Genomic DNA, 15,634 nt, shown 5'->3' on the forward strand with positions numbered 1-15,634 from the left:
CAATCGGAATCTGGTGCTCTCCGCTCGCGCGGCGTAGCGCCAAACTCGGCGGTCTCCGACAAAGTCGGGGCGGTTCAGCGCGACCAGTTCGGGCATCTGCGTCATCTGCACTTTCTTCGCGGCGAACAGGCCGACCGCGCCGCCGACGACCAGCGCAGCGACAACGTACGGAATGCCTTCGGCCGACACGCGCGGACCGAGTACGGTGGCCAGCACCGCGATGAGCATGCCGATCATGCCAAGCAGGTTGCCGCGGCGTGCGGTTTCGGGATTGGCCAGTCCGCCAAGGCTCAGGATGAAGAGAATCGCCGCGCCGATATAGGAGACGGTAGTCAGGTTGGAAGTCATTGTTGTCGTCCCCTTATTTGCGGAACATCGCCAGCATGCGCCGCGTCACCGCGAAGCCGCCGAACATGTTGACGGCCGTGAGTGCCAACGCGCCCACGGCCAAGCCCAGGATCAGCCCCGACGGCCGGCCGCCTGCGCCTGTGGCCAGTTCGCCCAGCGGCGGTGCGACCTGCACCAGCGCACCGATGGCGATGATCGACGAGATCGCATTGGTCACGCTCATCAGCGGCGTGTGCAGCGACGGCGTGACATTCCAGATCACCATGTAGCCGATGAAGCAGGCCAGTACGAACACCGTGAAGTGCGACAGGAACGTAGCCGGCGCGAACAACCCCACCAGCAGGAATGCGAGTGCACCGATGCCGAACACGACGGCCAGCGACCTCGCCGACATCGGCTCGCTCTGGCCGTGGCCGTTGCTCTTTTTGGGCGCGGCCACTGCCGGCGCGGCTGTCTGAGCCTTGGGGGCGACGGCCGGCTGCTTGATCGGCGGCGGCGGCCAGGTGATGTTGCCTTCCTTGATGACCGTGAGGCCACGGATGGCGTCATCGTCGAAGTCGACGTTGATCGTGCCGTCCTTGGTCTTGCACAGTTCCTCGACCACGCGCAGCAGGTTGTTGCCGTACAACGTGGACGACTGCCGCGCCAGGCGCGAGGCGAGATCCGTGTAGCCGACGATGGTCACGCCGTGGCGCACCACCGCCTCGCCGGGCACGGTCAGTTCGCAGTTGCCGCCCTGCTCTGCTGCCATGTCCACGATCACGCTGCCCGGCTTCATCGACTGCACCATCTCGGCCGTAATGAGCTTCGGAGCAGGCTTGCCGGGAATCAGCGCGGTGGTGATGATGATGTCCGCGTCCTTGGCCTGCTGCGCGTACATCGCGCGCTGCGCTTGCTGGAAGCCCTCGCTCATGACCTTCGCGTAGCCGCCGCCGCCCGATCCTTCCTCGTCGTACTCCACCTTGACGAATTCTCCACCCAGGGACTTGACCTGGTCGGCCACTTCGGCGCGTGTGTCGTTGGCGCGCACAATCGCGCCGAGACTGGCTGCGGTGCCGATGGCAGCCAGGCCCGCCACGCCGGCGCCAGCAATGAAGACCTTGGCAGGCGGGACCTTGCCGGCGGCGGTGACCTGACCGTTCAGGAAGCGGCCGAAAGCATGTGCTGCCTCGATCACCGCGCGGTAGCCGCTGATGCCAGCCATCGAGGTGAGCGCGTCCATCTTCTGCGCGCGTGACAGCGTGCGCGGCAATGAATCAATCGCCAGCACCGTGGCCTGCTTGGCGGCCAGCTGCTGCATTAGCTCGGGGTTTTGGGCCGGCCAGACGAAGCCGATCAGCATGCCGCCCTCGCGCATGAGCGCCACTTCCTCGCTGCTCGGGGCGCGCACCTTGAAAACGATATCGCTGCGAGCCCACAGTTCGGCAGCCGAAGCCACGACCTCGGCACCGGCCGCGCGATAGTCGTCATCGCCAAAGTTCGCACCTGCTCCGGCGGCGCTTTGCACGGCAACCGCGAACCCAAGCTTGATCAGTTTCTCGACCACCTCGGGCACGGTTGCTACACGCCGCTCCCCGGTGGCTGTCTCCTGAGGAATTCCAATCAGTAATGTCATGTTGTCGATTGATGGTAGTGGCCGTCGCAAGCAACTCGGGTCTGCGCTTCAGCTTTTGTTGCAGTAAGGAACACGAACAATGTCGATATGCGAAGTGCCCGCTCGTACTTCGAGGTGTCGGAATTGATCAACGACGATAAAACAGTGTACAAAGTCTGTGGTGCGATGCAGCAATCGCCATTCTAAGGTGGCGTTGGTGTATGTCAATCGTTTGTTCGCGGAAGGCGTTTCTGCGTCGTAAGCGTATCGGCGAACACCCTGCTAGCACGGGCCTGCCGGCGCTTAACTAAGTAAAAACCCGCAGAGAAAAAACGCTCTTGCGGGAAAAGTGAAAATGAATAACAGAATGGCGCGATGCAGCAAAAATGCGAATTGCAATTCGTCTACCCACCGTTTGACGACCTTAAAAACCGATCCGCGCTGATTTCGAGCGCGCTAAAGTTGCCAGCTCTTGCTGGCCGCGTATTTGGTGGCGAAGCTTTTTAATGGCGATTATGGCGTTGCCAATTAGTTGCATTCCCCGGAAGGTAAGCGCACCGGCACCGTCAGCTCGCGAGGCGCGACTGTTTCGTGATCCGCCAACTTCGCGCGTGCGAATCGTGGACCACGCGCCACACACCCTCCGGCCGATGCGCCTTTTGTGCATCTGCATGAAAAATCGCGGCATGTCGGAGACCCGACTTGTGCATTTGCACGATGGCCGCGGACGTCTGCGTCTTTAGCATGACGGCGTACAACATCAGCGAACCAGCCCGTGAAAATTGTCATCGCACCGGACTCCTTCAAGGAAAGCCTTTCCGCGGCGGATGCCGCAAAGTCGATTCAGGAGGAATTCGCGCACGTGTTCCCCACCGCAAGCTTCGTGTGCCTGCCCATTGCGGACGGCGGCGAGGGAACGGTGGAAGCCCTGAAGGGGCCTTTGCGCGCCCGTCTTATCCCGACAAACGTGAGCGATCCGCTGGGCCGCACGGTCAGCGCCGAGTTTGGACTGAACGACAAACACGTGGCGATTCTCGAAATGGCCTCTGCCTGCGGTCTTCATCACGTCGCGGTCGCCGAACGTGATCCGCTGCGGGCGACCAGTCGCGGACTGGGCGAACTCGTGCTGGCTGCACTCGACGAAGGCGCGCGTCACTTCATCGTTGGCCTTGGCGGCAGCGCGACGAACGACTGCGGCGTGGGCTTTCTTCAAGTGCTCGGAGTGCGATTTCTTGACAGCGACGGCCGCGACTTGTCGAGCGGCGCGGGCAGCTTGCACAAGCTCGCACGAATCGATCGAAGCGGCATGGACCCACGCATCGCCGAATGCTCGTTCGATGTTGCGTGCGACGTCGACAATCCGCTGTGCGGACCCACCGGAGCGTCGGCCGTGTTCGGCCCGCAGAAGGGGGCGACGCAGGGCATGATCGCCGGGCTGGAACAGGCGTTAGGGCATGTCGCGGACGTCATGCGCCGCGATCTCGACGTCGATGTGGCGTCGCTCCCCGGTGCCGGCGCAGCGGGAGGCATGGGCGCCGCGATGGTCGGCTTCCTCAACGCGAATCTGAAGCCCGGTTCCGTCATCGTCGCGCAGGCGCTCGGTCTGGAACAGGCCATCGTCGGCGCGGATCTCGTCATTACAGGCGAAGGCTGCGTAGATGGTCAAACATCGCGCGGAAAAGCCCCCGCCGGCGTCGCGCAGATTGCACGCCGTCTGGGCGTTCCAGTGTTTGCGCTGGGAGGCGCCGTCACCGCGAATGCGGACGAACTGGCTGCAATCGGCATTCAGGCAGCGTTTGCATCCGTCCGCCGCGCCTGCTCCTTGAGCGACGCGCTGCAAGAAGCAGGCGCGAATCTGCGTGCAACCGCTCGCAACGTCGCGGAAGTGCTTCGGCTCGGCATGTCGATCAAACGCTAGCGCGTTGCCCAACCGCTCTCCTACTCCTTCAGGAACCCAATCATGCGTTCAACCAAAATCGTCGCCACGCTCGGCCCGGCCAGTTCGACCGAATCGACCATCGAAAACCTCGCCATTGCCGGGGCTGACGTCTTCCGACTCAACTTCAGTCACGGCAGTCACGAAGATCATGCACGACGGCATGCGCTGATTCGCAATGTGGAAGCGCGGCTCGGAAGGCCGATCGGCATTCTCATCGACCTGCAGGGGCCGAAGCTGCGGGTCGGCAAGTTCGCCGAGCGCGCACCGGTGCTACGCCGTGGACATCAATTCGTCTTCGACCGGAACGAGGAGCCGGGTAACGACACGCGCGTCTACCTGCCTCATCCGGAAATTTTCGCCGCGGTATCGGCTGGCGACCGCCTGCTGGTGGACGACGGCAAGATGCAATTCCGCGTGGTCAGCGCGAACAGCGAACAGATCGTCACCAACGTGGAAACGGATGGATGCATTTCGGACCGCAAAGGGGTGAGCGTGCCCGAAGCGCGCCTCAGCATTCCGGCGTTGTCCGAGAAAGACAAGGCGGACCTCGCCTTCGGGCTTGCGCTCGGCGTCGACTGGGTGGCGCTGTCGTTCGTGCAATGCGCCGACGACGTCCTCGAAGCGCGCGCGCTCATCGGCGACCGGGCGGCGATCATCTCGAAGATCGAGAAGCCGCAAGCGCTCGACAACATCGAAGAGATTCTGGGCGCGTCCGATGGCTTGATGGTCGCGCGCGGGGACCTGGGCGTCGAGATGCCGCCCGAAGACGTCCCGGCCGTGCAGAAACGTCTGGTTCAACTGGCCCGGGGAACGGGCAAGCCGGTGATCGTCGCCACGCAGATGCTGGAATCGATGACGGTCGCGAGCACGCCGACGCGCGCGGAAGCGTCCGATGTGGCCACGGCCGTCTACGACGGCGTCGATGCCGTCATGCTTTCCGCCGAATCCGCTTCCGGGCAATACCCGCTCGAAGCGGTGCAGTTCATGTCGCGCATCATCAATAAAACGGAGGCCGACCCGCTGCATCGACGCGCGCTGCAGGCCGGCAGTGCGGGCCCGCTCGCCGACGGCACCGACGCCATCGGTGTGGCGATACAGGCCATCTCGCACACCGTCCCGCTCGGCGTCGCCGTGACCTATACGACGTCGGGCAGCACACCGTTACGCGTGGCGCGCCTTCGACCCAGCGCGTCCATTCTGAGCCTCGGTCCTCGCATCGAGATCGCGCGGCGCCTGTGCCTTGCGTGGGGCGTGATGGCACGCACGAGCGAGGTGGCCGAGACCACGGAAGACATCGTCTCGTTCGCCATCTCGGCGGTTCAGGCCAACTGCCTGAGCGCGTCGGACAAGGCCATTGTCGTGGCGTCCGGTACACCGTTCGGCCTCGCCGGTTCCACGAACAATCTCCGCATCATTTTTCCGGCGGAGATCGAGCGGCTTTCGGCGCAACGGCATGCTATGACCGTTTGAGCCGCGTTCCGCTGCTATCCTCCCAGGGATGAACGGACGAATCGACTCCAGACTGGCGGCGCAGATTGTCGAACAGGCAACGAAGGTGTTGCCCTTCGACGTCAACGTCATGGACGCGAAAGGCTCGGTGGTCGCAAGCACGGACCCGTCGCGCGTCGGTTCGTTTCATCGGGGCGCGCAAATGGTTCTGGGCAGCGCCTGCGAAGTCGAAATCGATCAGGATGCGGCGGAGCGAATTCCGAACACGCGTCCGGGCGTCAACTTGCCGCTGTTCGTCCGCGAAAGGCTCGTGGGCGTGATCGGGCTGACAGGCATGCCCGCCGAGGTGCGTCAGTTCGGCAAGTTGCTCCAGAGCATGGCTCAACTCATCCTCGAGCGTGACGAGTTGACGCTCGAACTGCAGCGCGAGGAACATCATAAGGAAGAGTTCGTTCGTCAGGCAATTCTTGGAAGTTCGCCCCTCTCTTCAGTCGAAGTCGCCGCGTGGGCCGCGCGCATCGGCATCGACCTCGAACTCACACGAAGCGCGTTGATATGCCGGTTCGATCCCGGTCAGTTCGAACCGGGCACGACATTGACCGAACTCGACCGCATCCGCGACAGCATTTCCCGGGAGTGCCCGCACCTCATCGGCACCCGCGTTTCGATGACCGATCTGGCGATATTCGGGTCAGTCGTTGCCGCCCCCTCCGGCCCAGGTCGAACCGAAGAAAGCGCCCGAAGACTGCTGGCGGATGTGCGACTCAAGATACGCGGCATCTGCAAGACATCTTTCGGCCTTGCGCTTGGCATTGCGCTACCCGGTTATGAGGGTCTGCGGCAATCGTGGACCTCGGCGGTCGAGACCTTGCGGATCGGCACCGCCCGCGCACGCTCGCCTGACGAGTATTACTTTTCCTATTACGACCACAGGCTGGCGGTCCTGCTCTGCGGATTGACGGAGACCTGGCGGACCGCCGAATTTTCGCGTCCGCTTGAGTTGCTCCTTGCCACGGAGCGCGATGGCCCGCTTCTGCTCCACACCCTAAAGATCTGGTTTGAGCAGGGCGCCCAACCGAAGCCGACAGCCGAAGCACTCGGAATCCATCGAAACACGCTGGACTATCGCCTGAAGAAGATCAAGGAGGCAACGGGACTGGACTTGTCCCGGGTCGACGACTTCGTGATGGTGTATATCGCGCTTCAACGGATGGGTGAGTGAGATCCGGCGGCGCATGCGGTTCGGGTAACGGGCATTCAACATCGGGGCATTCAACATCGCGCCGATTCGTGGCGTCCGAAGCGTCAGTGCATGTGCCGGACTTGCCGCCACAAGTAGCAGATGGGCCGTGCCGTCTTCAGTTGTAGGTGGAGCAGATCGACCCGCGGAGGTTCGCCCAGTGCGTCGAGATGGCAGTACTCGATCAGGTTGCCCGCATGGTGGCGTGTCGATCCATTGACGAACCACCGCAACCGTCGGTGATGCCGGTCTGCATGATCGCTCCGCATACAGTGGGTGCAGCAGCGATTCCGGACAACACCGGCCTATTTGAGCCAGCTGTCTATAATTCTTACGCAGCAGCAGCGACTTGCCTTTCACAATCTGCCGGCGTCACCATTAAGAAGCAATCCTAATTTCGTGCAAGCTAATGCTATTTATGTAAAACAATGGTTCGTGAGAGAAATCCGAGGTGCCGCGCGGCCAACCTCGCCCGCGACGCTCCCTCGCTCGAAAACTCTTTATCCGACACAAGTCAGTTCTTCAAGCTGATTTTGTACTGTACGCTTGCTTACCGTTCGCATGTCGACCGAACGCGCGGCTGCCGCGATGTGATTGCCAAAGCGGGTGCGTCGCTCTTCTGCGATCCGTTCGATGTCGAAACCGATGACGATCCCGACCGCTGTTTCCGCGCGCTGACTAGGGCATTCGCGGAGCATGACGATATCGTCGCCATTTACAACAGCGGCGCAGGTTCGTCGGGGATCGAGGCCGCGCTGGCTCGCGCGGGTGTGGCGGACAAAGTGGTCTGGGTCACGCACGAAATGTCGGATGACCACAAGGATTACCTCGAGAAAGGCACGCTCGATCTGGTCATCGACCAAGATCCCGATGGACAGGCGATCTCCGCCTTGCAACATATGCTGCATGCCTGCGACGTGCTCGAATACGCACCGCCCAAAGGCGTGACGGAGTTCAGACTCTACGGTTCTGAGAATCTGAGGCGGGAGGCTTACCTGAAGACCTGAAGCGTCACACGTTCGATCTTCCCAACGATCACGAGGTAGCTGAACACGGTGATCAACGCGTTAGCGCCGACAAAGAACAGTGCGCCGGCAAACGATCCGGTGTTCGCCACCACATAGCCGATGACGATCGGCGTCACGATGCCGGCGAGATTGCCGAACAGATTGAAGATCGAACCGCACAGGCCGACGGCTTCCTTCGGCGATGTATCGGCGACGACTGCCCAACCGAGTGCGCCCAGTCCCTTGCCGAAGAACGCCACCGACATCAGCACCATCACGAGCCAGTCCTCCGACACATAATTGCAGCCGATGATGGACATCGACAACAGCATGCCGAGCACGATCGGCAGCTTGCGCGCAAAGCTCAGGGGTTTTCCGCGTTGGATCAGGCCATCGGAGAACACACCGCCCAACATGCCGCCGACGAACCCGCAGATAGCGGGCACGGAGGCCAGAAAGCCCGCCTGCAAGATGGTCATGCCCCGCGCCTGGACCAGATACACCGGAAACCACGTCAGGAAAAAGTACGTCAGCACGCTGATGCAGAACTGCGCCAGATAGACGCCGAGCAGCATGCGGCTGGAAAGCAGTTGCTTGGCGAGCGGCCACGCACGCAATACCGGCCCTTGTTTTGCAGCTTTCGCGCCCGCGTCGCCCTGTCTGATGTGATCCAGTTCCGCACGATTGACCGCTGGATGGTGCGCCGGATCGCGCATGACCTTGAGCCATGCGATGGCGATGACGATCCCCGCAGCACCCATTGTCAGGTACACGTAGCGCCAGCCGAACGCGTGCGTGACCCATGCCATCATCGGCGTGAACACGACCGCCGAAAAATACTGCGATGAGTTGAAGACCGCGGACGCCATGCCCCGCTCGCTGGCGGGAAACCATGCGGATACGACCTTCGCGTTGGCGGGAAAGGCCGGCGCTTCCGCTGCGCCCATGCAGAATCGCAAAAGGAACAACAGGGACACGGCGCTCCCCACTGCGCCCACGATGCCGGCGAAGCTTTGCAGCAGCGTAAAAATCGACCAGAGCAGGATGCTGCCCGCATAGACGCGGCGCGCGCCGAACCGGTCAAGCAACCACCCGCTCGGCAATTGCGAGAGCGTATAGGCCCACGCAAACGCGGAGAACAGATAGCCCATCTCGACCGGGCCAATACCGAAGTCGGCTTTGAGCGCAGTGCCGGTGATGGACAGCGTCGCCCGATCTCCATAGTTGAGCGCCGTTATGGTGAACAGCATCGCAAGCACGAGAAAGCGAACCCGGCTGCGTGATGTCGTGTCGATATGCGTCACGGCGTTATCGTTCATTCCCGTATCCCAAGTCTCGTTGCATCAGAAGCGGTGGCGCAAACCGACGCGTACCACGGCCTGCCGATCATTGTCCGACGGCGATTGATTGGTGATGCTCGCCACAGCCGTGCGATTCCGCGAATCCGTGCCTGACGCCTTCTGATAGATACCGAGCAGATAGACGTCAGTGCGCTTGGAGAGGAAATAGTCGACGCCGGCCATTGCCTGATGGTACGTGGCGCCGTCGTTCACGCCCGCGGCTCCGCTCACCGAGCTTCCTTTCGTATAGTCGTATGCCACGCCGATCAGCAAGTACGGCGTGGCGAAGATACGAAAATTGCCTTCGACGTTATTGAAGTGAACATCGCCCCTGTAGCCATTGGGATTGGGACCCGACGATGTATCGCCCAGCCCGTTGAACGCGATGTTCGAATACGTCACGCCCGCGGTCGCGGGTCCGAACGCATAGGAACCGCCCGCGCTTGCCGCCTGATAGGTGTGCGCCGACAGGAAGCCGCTGAAGATCGGATAGTTGGTGTTGGCCGTCGTCGCCGATGGCGTGCCTGTGGTCGCATTACCGAAGAAGCTGAGATTGGGATTGCGGACATTCAGGTAGCCTACGGCAAGCGCTGCGGGACCATTCGAATAAGCTGCCGCGACTGACCATATCTGGTTGCGCGTCGGATCCCCCGCCACGCCGCCGAGGCTATAAGCCGCCTCGAGGGAGACGCCCTTGAACGTCGCGCTCTTGAACTTGATGGAGTTGTTGGTCCGGTTCGCGTTGTTCAGGTTGTCCACGTCGGCCGGGTGCGCGCCGATGTTGCCCGCCCATTGATTGGACGCTGCAAACGGTCCGACGAGATCGGCATTGGGATCGTATTGCCGGCCGAGGGTGACGGTGCCGTACGGATTGCCGAGTCCCACATAGGCCTGCCGCCCGAAGAGCAGCCCGCCCTGTCCCAGTTTGCCGTTGTTGATGTCGAAGCCGCTCTCCAGCACAAAGATCGCTTTCAGGCCGCCGCCAAGGTCTTCGGTGCCACGCAAACCCCAACGGCTGCCATTCGTCACGCCGCTTTGTAAGGCATATTGATGCTGACCGTTTGCGTTGGTGGTGAAGTTCAGACCTTCATCGATGATCCCGTAAAGCGTCACACTGCTCTGGGCCTGGGCTGCGCTCACGCAGGACGCGAGTGCAACGGCGATCAATATCCGGCGTGGGCCATTCGTGGTCATTCTGTCTCCATGTGCGTATATCGTTATCCTAAATATATTCACGTCTGCGCATCCGATGCAGACGTGAGCTGGCTTACCCGCTTACCTATCAGGCCAGATGGTGTTTTCGAGCGTGAGGCCTTCCTTGAGGCGCCGGATGTTATCCGCAATCGCGCGATAACGGCGATCCAGCAATCCCCGGCTCCAGCCAGAAATGTGGGGTGTCGTGGCTACGTTGGAAAGTCCGACGAACGGAAAGCGCGAAGGTGCAAGCGCGTCGTCCACGGTCTTCGGGTACTGATACCAGACATCGAGCACCGCCGCGCCGATGCGCCGGTCGCGCAGTGCTTCATACAAGGCCTCTTCCTCGACGACTTCACCCCGCGCCACGTTGATGAACAGGCAGGTCGACGGCAAGCGGGCAAGCCGCTCACGATCGAACAGATGCCGGGTCGTATCGTCGAGCGGGCAGCACAGCACCAGAATATCCGCATCCGCAAGAAACGCGTCGATGCGTCCGATCGGTGCTGTCACATTGAAATAAGGCGCCGCGCCGCCGCGCCGGTTGATACCTGTCGTCGCGATGCCGAACGCCTGAGCGCGCTTCGCCACTTCCTGTCCGATATGCCCGGTGCCCACGATCGTCATGCGGCGGCCATACAGCTCGTCGCGAAATTCACGCTGCAGATAGGCTCGTGGCCACGTCGTCTCCGTCAGCGGCAACGGCTTGTGTTGCGCGAAGACATGCGCCAGTGCCGCGTGCAACACGTACTCGGCGATCGGCACTTCATGACAGAAGACATTCGCGCCCACGCACCCGTCCGGCAGGCTGCGCCACGCAATGCCTTCGTAGCCAGCGCCGGGCACATGCACCAGCCTCGCCGTCGTCGCCGAAGCTTCCTCCGACGAGAGATGCGTCGTGACCAGCACATCGGCATTCAGCGCCTCGGGCGTCACGTTCACGATGCCCTGAACATCGAACTCCGAACCCAGCAATTCACCCAGTAGCGCCGCGTGCGGGCTGTGTTGTCTCAGTGCCAGAACTTTCAAGCGGTTCCCCTTTCATTGGACGACAGACGTTCTGTCGCGTGCGATTGCTGAACCTCGACGCCAAGGTCGAGCCGGCGGGTCGGTCCCATCAAAAATGCATACGCTGCAGCCGACACGAGCGCATGCGCGGCGACGAACACCAGCACCCCCGCATAAGAGCCCGTCTTCGCGATGATGTAACCGCTGACGATCGGCGTGACGATTCCACCGATATTCCCGATGGCATTGAACACGCCGCCCGCGAGCCCCGTGATCTGCTTCGGCGCGGTATCCGAGATCACGGCCCAGCCAATCGCCGCAAGTCCTTTGCCGAAAAACGCGAGCGCCATGATTGCGACGATTTGCCATTCCTTGGTCGCGAAGTTGCAGCCGACCATTGTCGCGGCGAGCAACATGCCGGTGATGAACGGCGTCTTTCTTGCGAACGAGATCGACTTTCCGTGCTTCAGAAATGCATCCGAGACGAAGCCGCACGCAAGACCGCCCAGAAAGCCGCAGATCGCGGGTATGGCTGCGACGAAGCCCACTTTCGCCACCGGCATCCCGCGTTCGTGCATCAGATACATCGGAAACCAGGTGATGAAGAAGTAGGTCAGCGCCGCAATCGCGTATTGCCCGATATAGGCGGCGACGAATATACGATTGCTCAAGACCTTCTTCAACATGCGAAAACCGGGTCTTTGCGCGGCTGTCGGCTTCACGCTGTCGAGATCGGTCAGCGCACCGCCTTCAGTAATGAAGTCGAATTCGCCGCGGTTGATGCGCGGATCCTTCTTCGGGTCGTAAATCACCTTTGGCCATACGAGCGCGATCAATACGCCCAGTACGCCCATACTGACGAAAATGTACTGCCAGCCCCAGTGAGCAGCGACGAGTCCCATCAACGGACCGAAGAACGCCACAGCCACGTACTGCGCCGAATTGAAGATGGATGTCGCCGCACCGCGTTCCGCCGACGGAAACCACGCCGCGACAATCCGGTTGTTGGCCGGACAGGCGGCGGATTCCACCAGGCCGAGGAAGAAGCGAATCACGAAGAGCGCGACGAAGGCATTGGCCGGATGAAACATGCCGATGCTCGCTTGCAGCATCGTGAACATCGACCACGACAGCAGGCTCAATCCGTAGATCAGCTTGGAGCCAAAGCGGTCGAGCAGCCACCCCGCCGGTATCTGGCCGAGCACATAGCTCCATCCGAAAGCCGAGAACAGATACCCGAGGCCGATCGGTCCGATGTCGAATGCTTTGGATACAGCCGGACCCGCAATCGACAGCGTCGCGCGATCCGCATAATTCAGCGCCGTCACGATGAACAGCACGCTCAGAATCCAGTAGCGGATTCTGGTCGGCCGGCCATCCTGAATGGACGCTGCGCCTCTTCGGTTCATCGATGTCTCCTTCGTCGCTTATGATCGGCGCGGGTTTAGCGGCCGTTCTGGCTGCGCCAGGTTGCGAACTTGTCGAGTGTTTCCGGCCTGGTCGCCGGATACAGGCCGATGATCGTTTCGCCCGCGTTGACCCGTTCCATCACGAAGTCTTCGAAGGCGGTCATATCCGTGGCTTCCGCCGTGACTTCCTCGACGAGATGCGCCGGAATGACGATCACGCCGTCGTTGTCGCCCACGACGATATCGCCGGGAAACACCGCCGCGCCGCCGCAACCGACAGGCACGTTGATATCGAGCGCTTCATGCAAGGTCAGGTTCGTCGGCGCGGAAGGCCGCGTGTGAAAAGCCGGCATATCGATGCGCGAGATATCGTCGGAGTCGCGGAAGCCGCCATCGGTCACGACACCCGCCACACCACGCTGCATCAGCCGCGTGACGAGAATGCCGCCCGCTGATGCCGCGCGCGGATCGTTACGGCTGTCCATCACGAGCACCGCGCCCGCCGGGCAGATTTCGACGGCCTTGCGCTGCGGATGTTCCGGATTTCGAAACACCTCAATTCCGTTTCGATCCTCGCGTGCCGGGATATAGCGAAGCGTGAACGCCTCGCCGACCATGCTCTTGCTCAGGCGCGCGAGCGGCGTGACGCCCTGAATCACTTGCTGACGCAAGCCACGCTTGTAGAGCGCGGTCGCGAGCGTGGCGGTGCTGATCTTTTCGAGTTGCTGGCGCAATGCGGGTGTAAGAGTCGACATGGAGATAGCCTCGTTCATGAAATAGGGAGTGGGTCGATTCGCGGCCGATCGACCCGGTTACGCTGATTCGCGCAGCGTGGCATCGGCGCGGAGTTTCACTTCCGATCGAAGCGCCGTACCGAGGCCCGGAAGCACCGGCGCCTTGACCATGCCGCGCTCGATCACGGGAAGCTCGGTCACGAGATCGCGATACCAGGTCGACAGCGTGGCGCGCACGACTTCCTGATAGATTGCCGTCGATGCGTGCAGCGCGAGATGGAGTCCGGCCATTAACGTGATCGGCCCGGTGCAGTCGTGCGGCGCCAACGCGCGCCGGTGCGATTCCGCGATCGCCGCGATCTTGCGTGCTTCGGTCAGACCTCCGCACCACGCGAGATCGAGCATGACGACATCGACCGCGTTCGCCGCCATCAGCTCACGAAACTGCGTGGTGCCCGACAATGTCTCGCTGCCGCAGATCGGCACACGCACGCGTGAACGCAGATCGGCGAGCGCTTCGACATCGTGCATTTTGTTGATCGGGTCTTCGACCCAGAAGACGCCGTAGTCTTCCAGCGCGCGGCAGATGCGTTCCGCCGGCAATGCACCCCAGAGGCTATGCAACTCGCACATGACTTCGATGTTGTCGCCCACCGCCTCACGAATCTTCCTGAACGGTTCGAGACCGCGCTTGAGATCAACGAGCGAGATGTTTTGTCCGCCCGTCGCAGCCGCGAAAACATCGAACGGCCAGATTTTCATCGCGCGATAACCTTCTTCGATCAGACTGGTAGCAAGACGGCCTGCGTCCGTGTTGAACGCAAGCTGATCGTCGTAGGGGCCTTGCGGCGCATCTTGTTGGCCGATCACGCGACGCGCTACGTTGTTGCTGTTATACGAATAGCCCGCACACGTGTTGTAAGCCTGAATTTCAAGGCGATTTGCACCGCCCATTGCTTCATGCACGGGAATGCCGTGACGCTTGCCTTTGATGTCCCACAACGCGAGGTCGATGGCGCTCGCCGCACGAATTTCAGCGCTTGCACCCTGGAAGCCGACGTACGGCGTGTGCAGTTGCCGCGAAATCGCTTCGACCTGACGCGCGTCACTGCCGAGAATTTGCGGCGCGATCTGTTCGTGAATGACGGCTTCCACCGCTTGCGCGCCACGGAAGGTTTCGCCGAGGCCCATCAGTCCTTCGTCGGTTTCCACTTCGACCCAGATTAGATTCGGCCGTTCGGCGATACGTATCGTGCGCAGCTTCGTGATTCTGGACATGGCGATGTTGAAGGCTGTTGATGAAGTGTCGCCATGCTCTCAGCGCACGGAAGGATCGTCAAAGAATCGACGCACCTGTATTACAGGGTTAAGATGAGCGCGTTCTTCCAAGAGGTTCTCGTTTATGACCGTCTCTCCCCTCACGGACGCCGCCTATCAAGGCATCCTGGCTTTCATCGATCGAAGCCGCCTGATGCCGGACGACAAACTGCCTGGTGAAAACCCTATGGCGGAAATGCTCGGCGTATCGCGGCCGGTGGTCCGTCAGGCCTTGGCGAGGCTCAGGTCGGAAGGCTGGGTGGTCTCGCGCAAGGGCGCGGGAAACTACGTCGGGCAGCCGCACTTGCGCAGTGCGCCGTTCGGATCCATTCAAAGCGTGGAAGAAGTCCGCGCTTTTCTAGAGTTCCGCTGCGTGATCGAGGGCGAATGCGCTGCATGGGCCGCGCTCAGCAATGACGAGGCCCTGAGAGAGGAAGTCAGCACGCGCCGGCGCCTTCTCGAAGTGGCGATCAATCGCGGCACGGAAAGCATTGAGGAAGACATCGCGTTTCACGAAGCCGTAGCCAAAGCCAGCGGCAACAAGTTCTACCTGATGACGATGGCGGCGATCCGCGATCATCGCCGTATGGCGACGCGCGTAATCCGCGAATTCTCGGTGCAACCGCAACTGAGACGTGTGCGCGATATCCGCAAAGAGCATCTATTGATCGACAAAGCCATCACGAAACGCGATCCCGAAGAGGCGCGGCAAGCAATGGTCGCGCACATCAGAAGCGGCATTTCCCGCTTGTTCGGCGAGTAGCCGCTCCGCATTTGAGCGCACACGTCCGCTTCGCCCGGATGCTTCGACGTCACGCCTAGTACTTTCCCCAGTGCGGCGGCCCACCACGCCCGTGCTTCCCGGCTGACCGCAATTGCCTCACGGCCTTTTAGGACGGCGCGCTTGCCTGCTGCCGTCTGAATTTCCCGGACCTTTCCGTGAGCATCCCGACGGGAAGAACCTGTAATACAGAATGCTCCATTTGTTGACCGGACGCCGCTCAGTTGCGAGCCTTTGCCTGCCTTGTCCCTTGAGAGGCAGCGCTCAAGAGGCC

The 15,634-nt window shown here is 61.5% G+C and carries 13 protein-coding genes; 5 read left to right on the forward strand and 8 right to left on the reverse strand.

Annotation, left to right across the window (positions count from 1 at the left end; all coding sequences use genetic code 11):
* Positions 1-348: NAD(P)(+) transhydrogenase (Re/Si-specific) subunit beta (locus tag AWB79_RS20420; protein WP_232470950.1), on the reverse strand; the 348-nt coding region annotated here is incomplete at its 3' end.
* 13 nt (positions 349-361) lie between these two features.
* Positions 362-1,963, reverse strand: coding sequence for a Re/Si-specific NAD(P)(+) transhydrogenase subunit alpha (locus tag AWB79_RS20425; RefSeq protein WP_061169264.1), 1,602 nt, complete (start codon positions 1,961-1,963; stop codon positions 362-364).
* Positions 1,964-2,717: 754 nt separating this feature from the next.
* Between AWB79_RS20425 and AWB79_RS20435 the strand changes: the two genes are divergently transcribed.
* The 4 genes from AWB79_RS20435 to AWB79_RS20450 all read left to right on the forward strand — a co-directional run bounded on the left by AWB79_RS20435 (position 2,718) and on the right by AWB79_RS20450 (position 7,577).
* Positions 2,718-3,860: a glycerate kinase gene (locus AWB79_RS20435; protein WP_061169266.1), complete on the forward strand. Its 1,143-nt coding sequence runs from the start codon at positions 2,718-2,720 to the stop codon at positions 3,858-3,860.
* Between the two features lie 42 nt (positions 3,861-3,902).
* Positions 3,903-5,351, forward strand: a complete 1,449-nt coding sequence (gene pyk, locus AWB79_RS20440) for a pyruvate kinase (RefSeq protein WP_061169267.1) — start codon at positions 3,903-3,905, stop codon at positions 5,349-5,351.
* A gap of 28 nt (positions 5,352-5,379) precedes the next feature.
* Positions 5,380-6,552, forward strand: a complete 1,173-nt coding sequence (locus AWB79_RS20445) for a sugar diacid recognition domain-containing protein (RefSeq protein ID WP_061169268.1) — start codon at positions 5,380-5,382, stop codon at positions 6,550-6,552.
* A gap of 446 nt (positions 6,553-6,998) precedes the next feature.
* Positions 6,999-7,577, forward strand: coding sequence for a substrate-binding domain-containing protein (locus AWB79_RS20450; RefSeq protein WP_082862399.1), 579 nt, complete (start codon positions 6,999-7,001; stop codon positions 7,575-7,577).
* Here AWB79_RS20450 and AWB79_RS20455 read toward each other — a convergent pair.
* The 6 genes from AWB79_RS20455 to AWB79_RS20480 all read right to left on the reverse strand — a co-directional run bounded on the left by AWB79_RS20455 (position 7,562) and on the right by AWB79_RS20480 (position 14,540).
* The gene (locus AWB79_RS20455) at positions 7,562-8,896 is read right to left on the reverse strand and encodes an MFS transporter (protein ID WP_061169270.1); all 1,335 of its coding nucleotides are present in this window, start codon (positions 8,894-8,896) and stop codon (positions 7,562-7,564) included. The genes AWB79_RS20450 and AWB79_RS20455 overlap by 16 nt on opposite strands.
* 24 nt (positions 8,897-8,920) lie before the next feature.
* Positions 8,921-10,111: a porin gene (locus AWB79_RS20460; protein WP_061169271.1), complete on the reverse strand. Its 1,191-nt coding sequence runs from the start codon at positions 10,109-10,111 to the stop codon at positions 8,921-8,923.
* Between the two features lie 81 nt (positions 10,112-10,192).
* The gene (locus tag AWB79_RS20465; protein WP_082862400.1) at positions 10,193-11,140 is read right to left on the reverse strand and encodes a 2-hydroxyacid dehydrogenase; all 948 of its coding nucleotides are present in this window, start codon (positions 11,138-11,140) and stop codon (positions 10,193-10,195) included.
* Positions 11,137-12,528, reverse strand: a complete 1,392-nt coding sequence (locus AWB79_RS20470; RefSeq protein ID WP_096031578.1) for an MFS transporter — start codon at positions 12,526-12,528, stop codon at positions 11,137-11,139. The genes AWB79_RS20465 and AWB79_RS20470 overlap by 4 nt, the downstream gene beginning before the upstream one ends.
* 35 nt (positions 12,529-12,563) lie before the next feature.
* Positions 12,564-13,283, reverse strand: coding sequence for a ribonuclease activity regulator RraA (locus tag AWB79_RS20475; protein ID WP_061169273.1), 720 nt, complete (start codon positions 13,281-13,283; stop codon positions 12,564-12,566).
* 57 nt (positions 13,284-13,340) lie between these two features.
* Positions 13,341-14,540 carry a mandelate racemase/muconate lactonizing enzyme family protein gene (locus tag AWB79_RS20480; RefSeq protein WP_061169274.1) on the reverse strand — a complete coding sequence of 400 codons (1,200 nt, stop codon included), beginning with the start codon at positions 14,538-14,540 and terminating at the stop codon, positions 13,341-13,343.
* A gap of 124 nt (positions 14,541-14,664) precedes the next feature.
* On the opposite strand from AWB79_RS20480, the gene AWB79_RS20485 reads away from it, so the two are divergent.
* Positions 14,665-15,342 carry a FadR/GntR family transcriptional regulator gene (locus tag AWB79_RS20485; RefSeq protein ID WP_061169275.1) on the forward strand — a complete coding sequence of 226 codons (678 nt, stop codon included), beginning with the start codon at positions 14,665-14,667 and terminating at the stop codon, positions 15,340-15,342.
* Positions 15,343-15,634: the final 292 nt, after the last annotated feature.

Source organism: Caballeronia hypogeia (assembly GCF_001544875.2).
GTDB classification, from domain to species: domain Bacteria; phylum Pseudomonadota; class Gammaproteobacteria; order Burkholderiales; family Burkholderiaceae; genus Caballeronia; species Caballeronia hypogeia.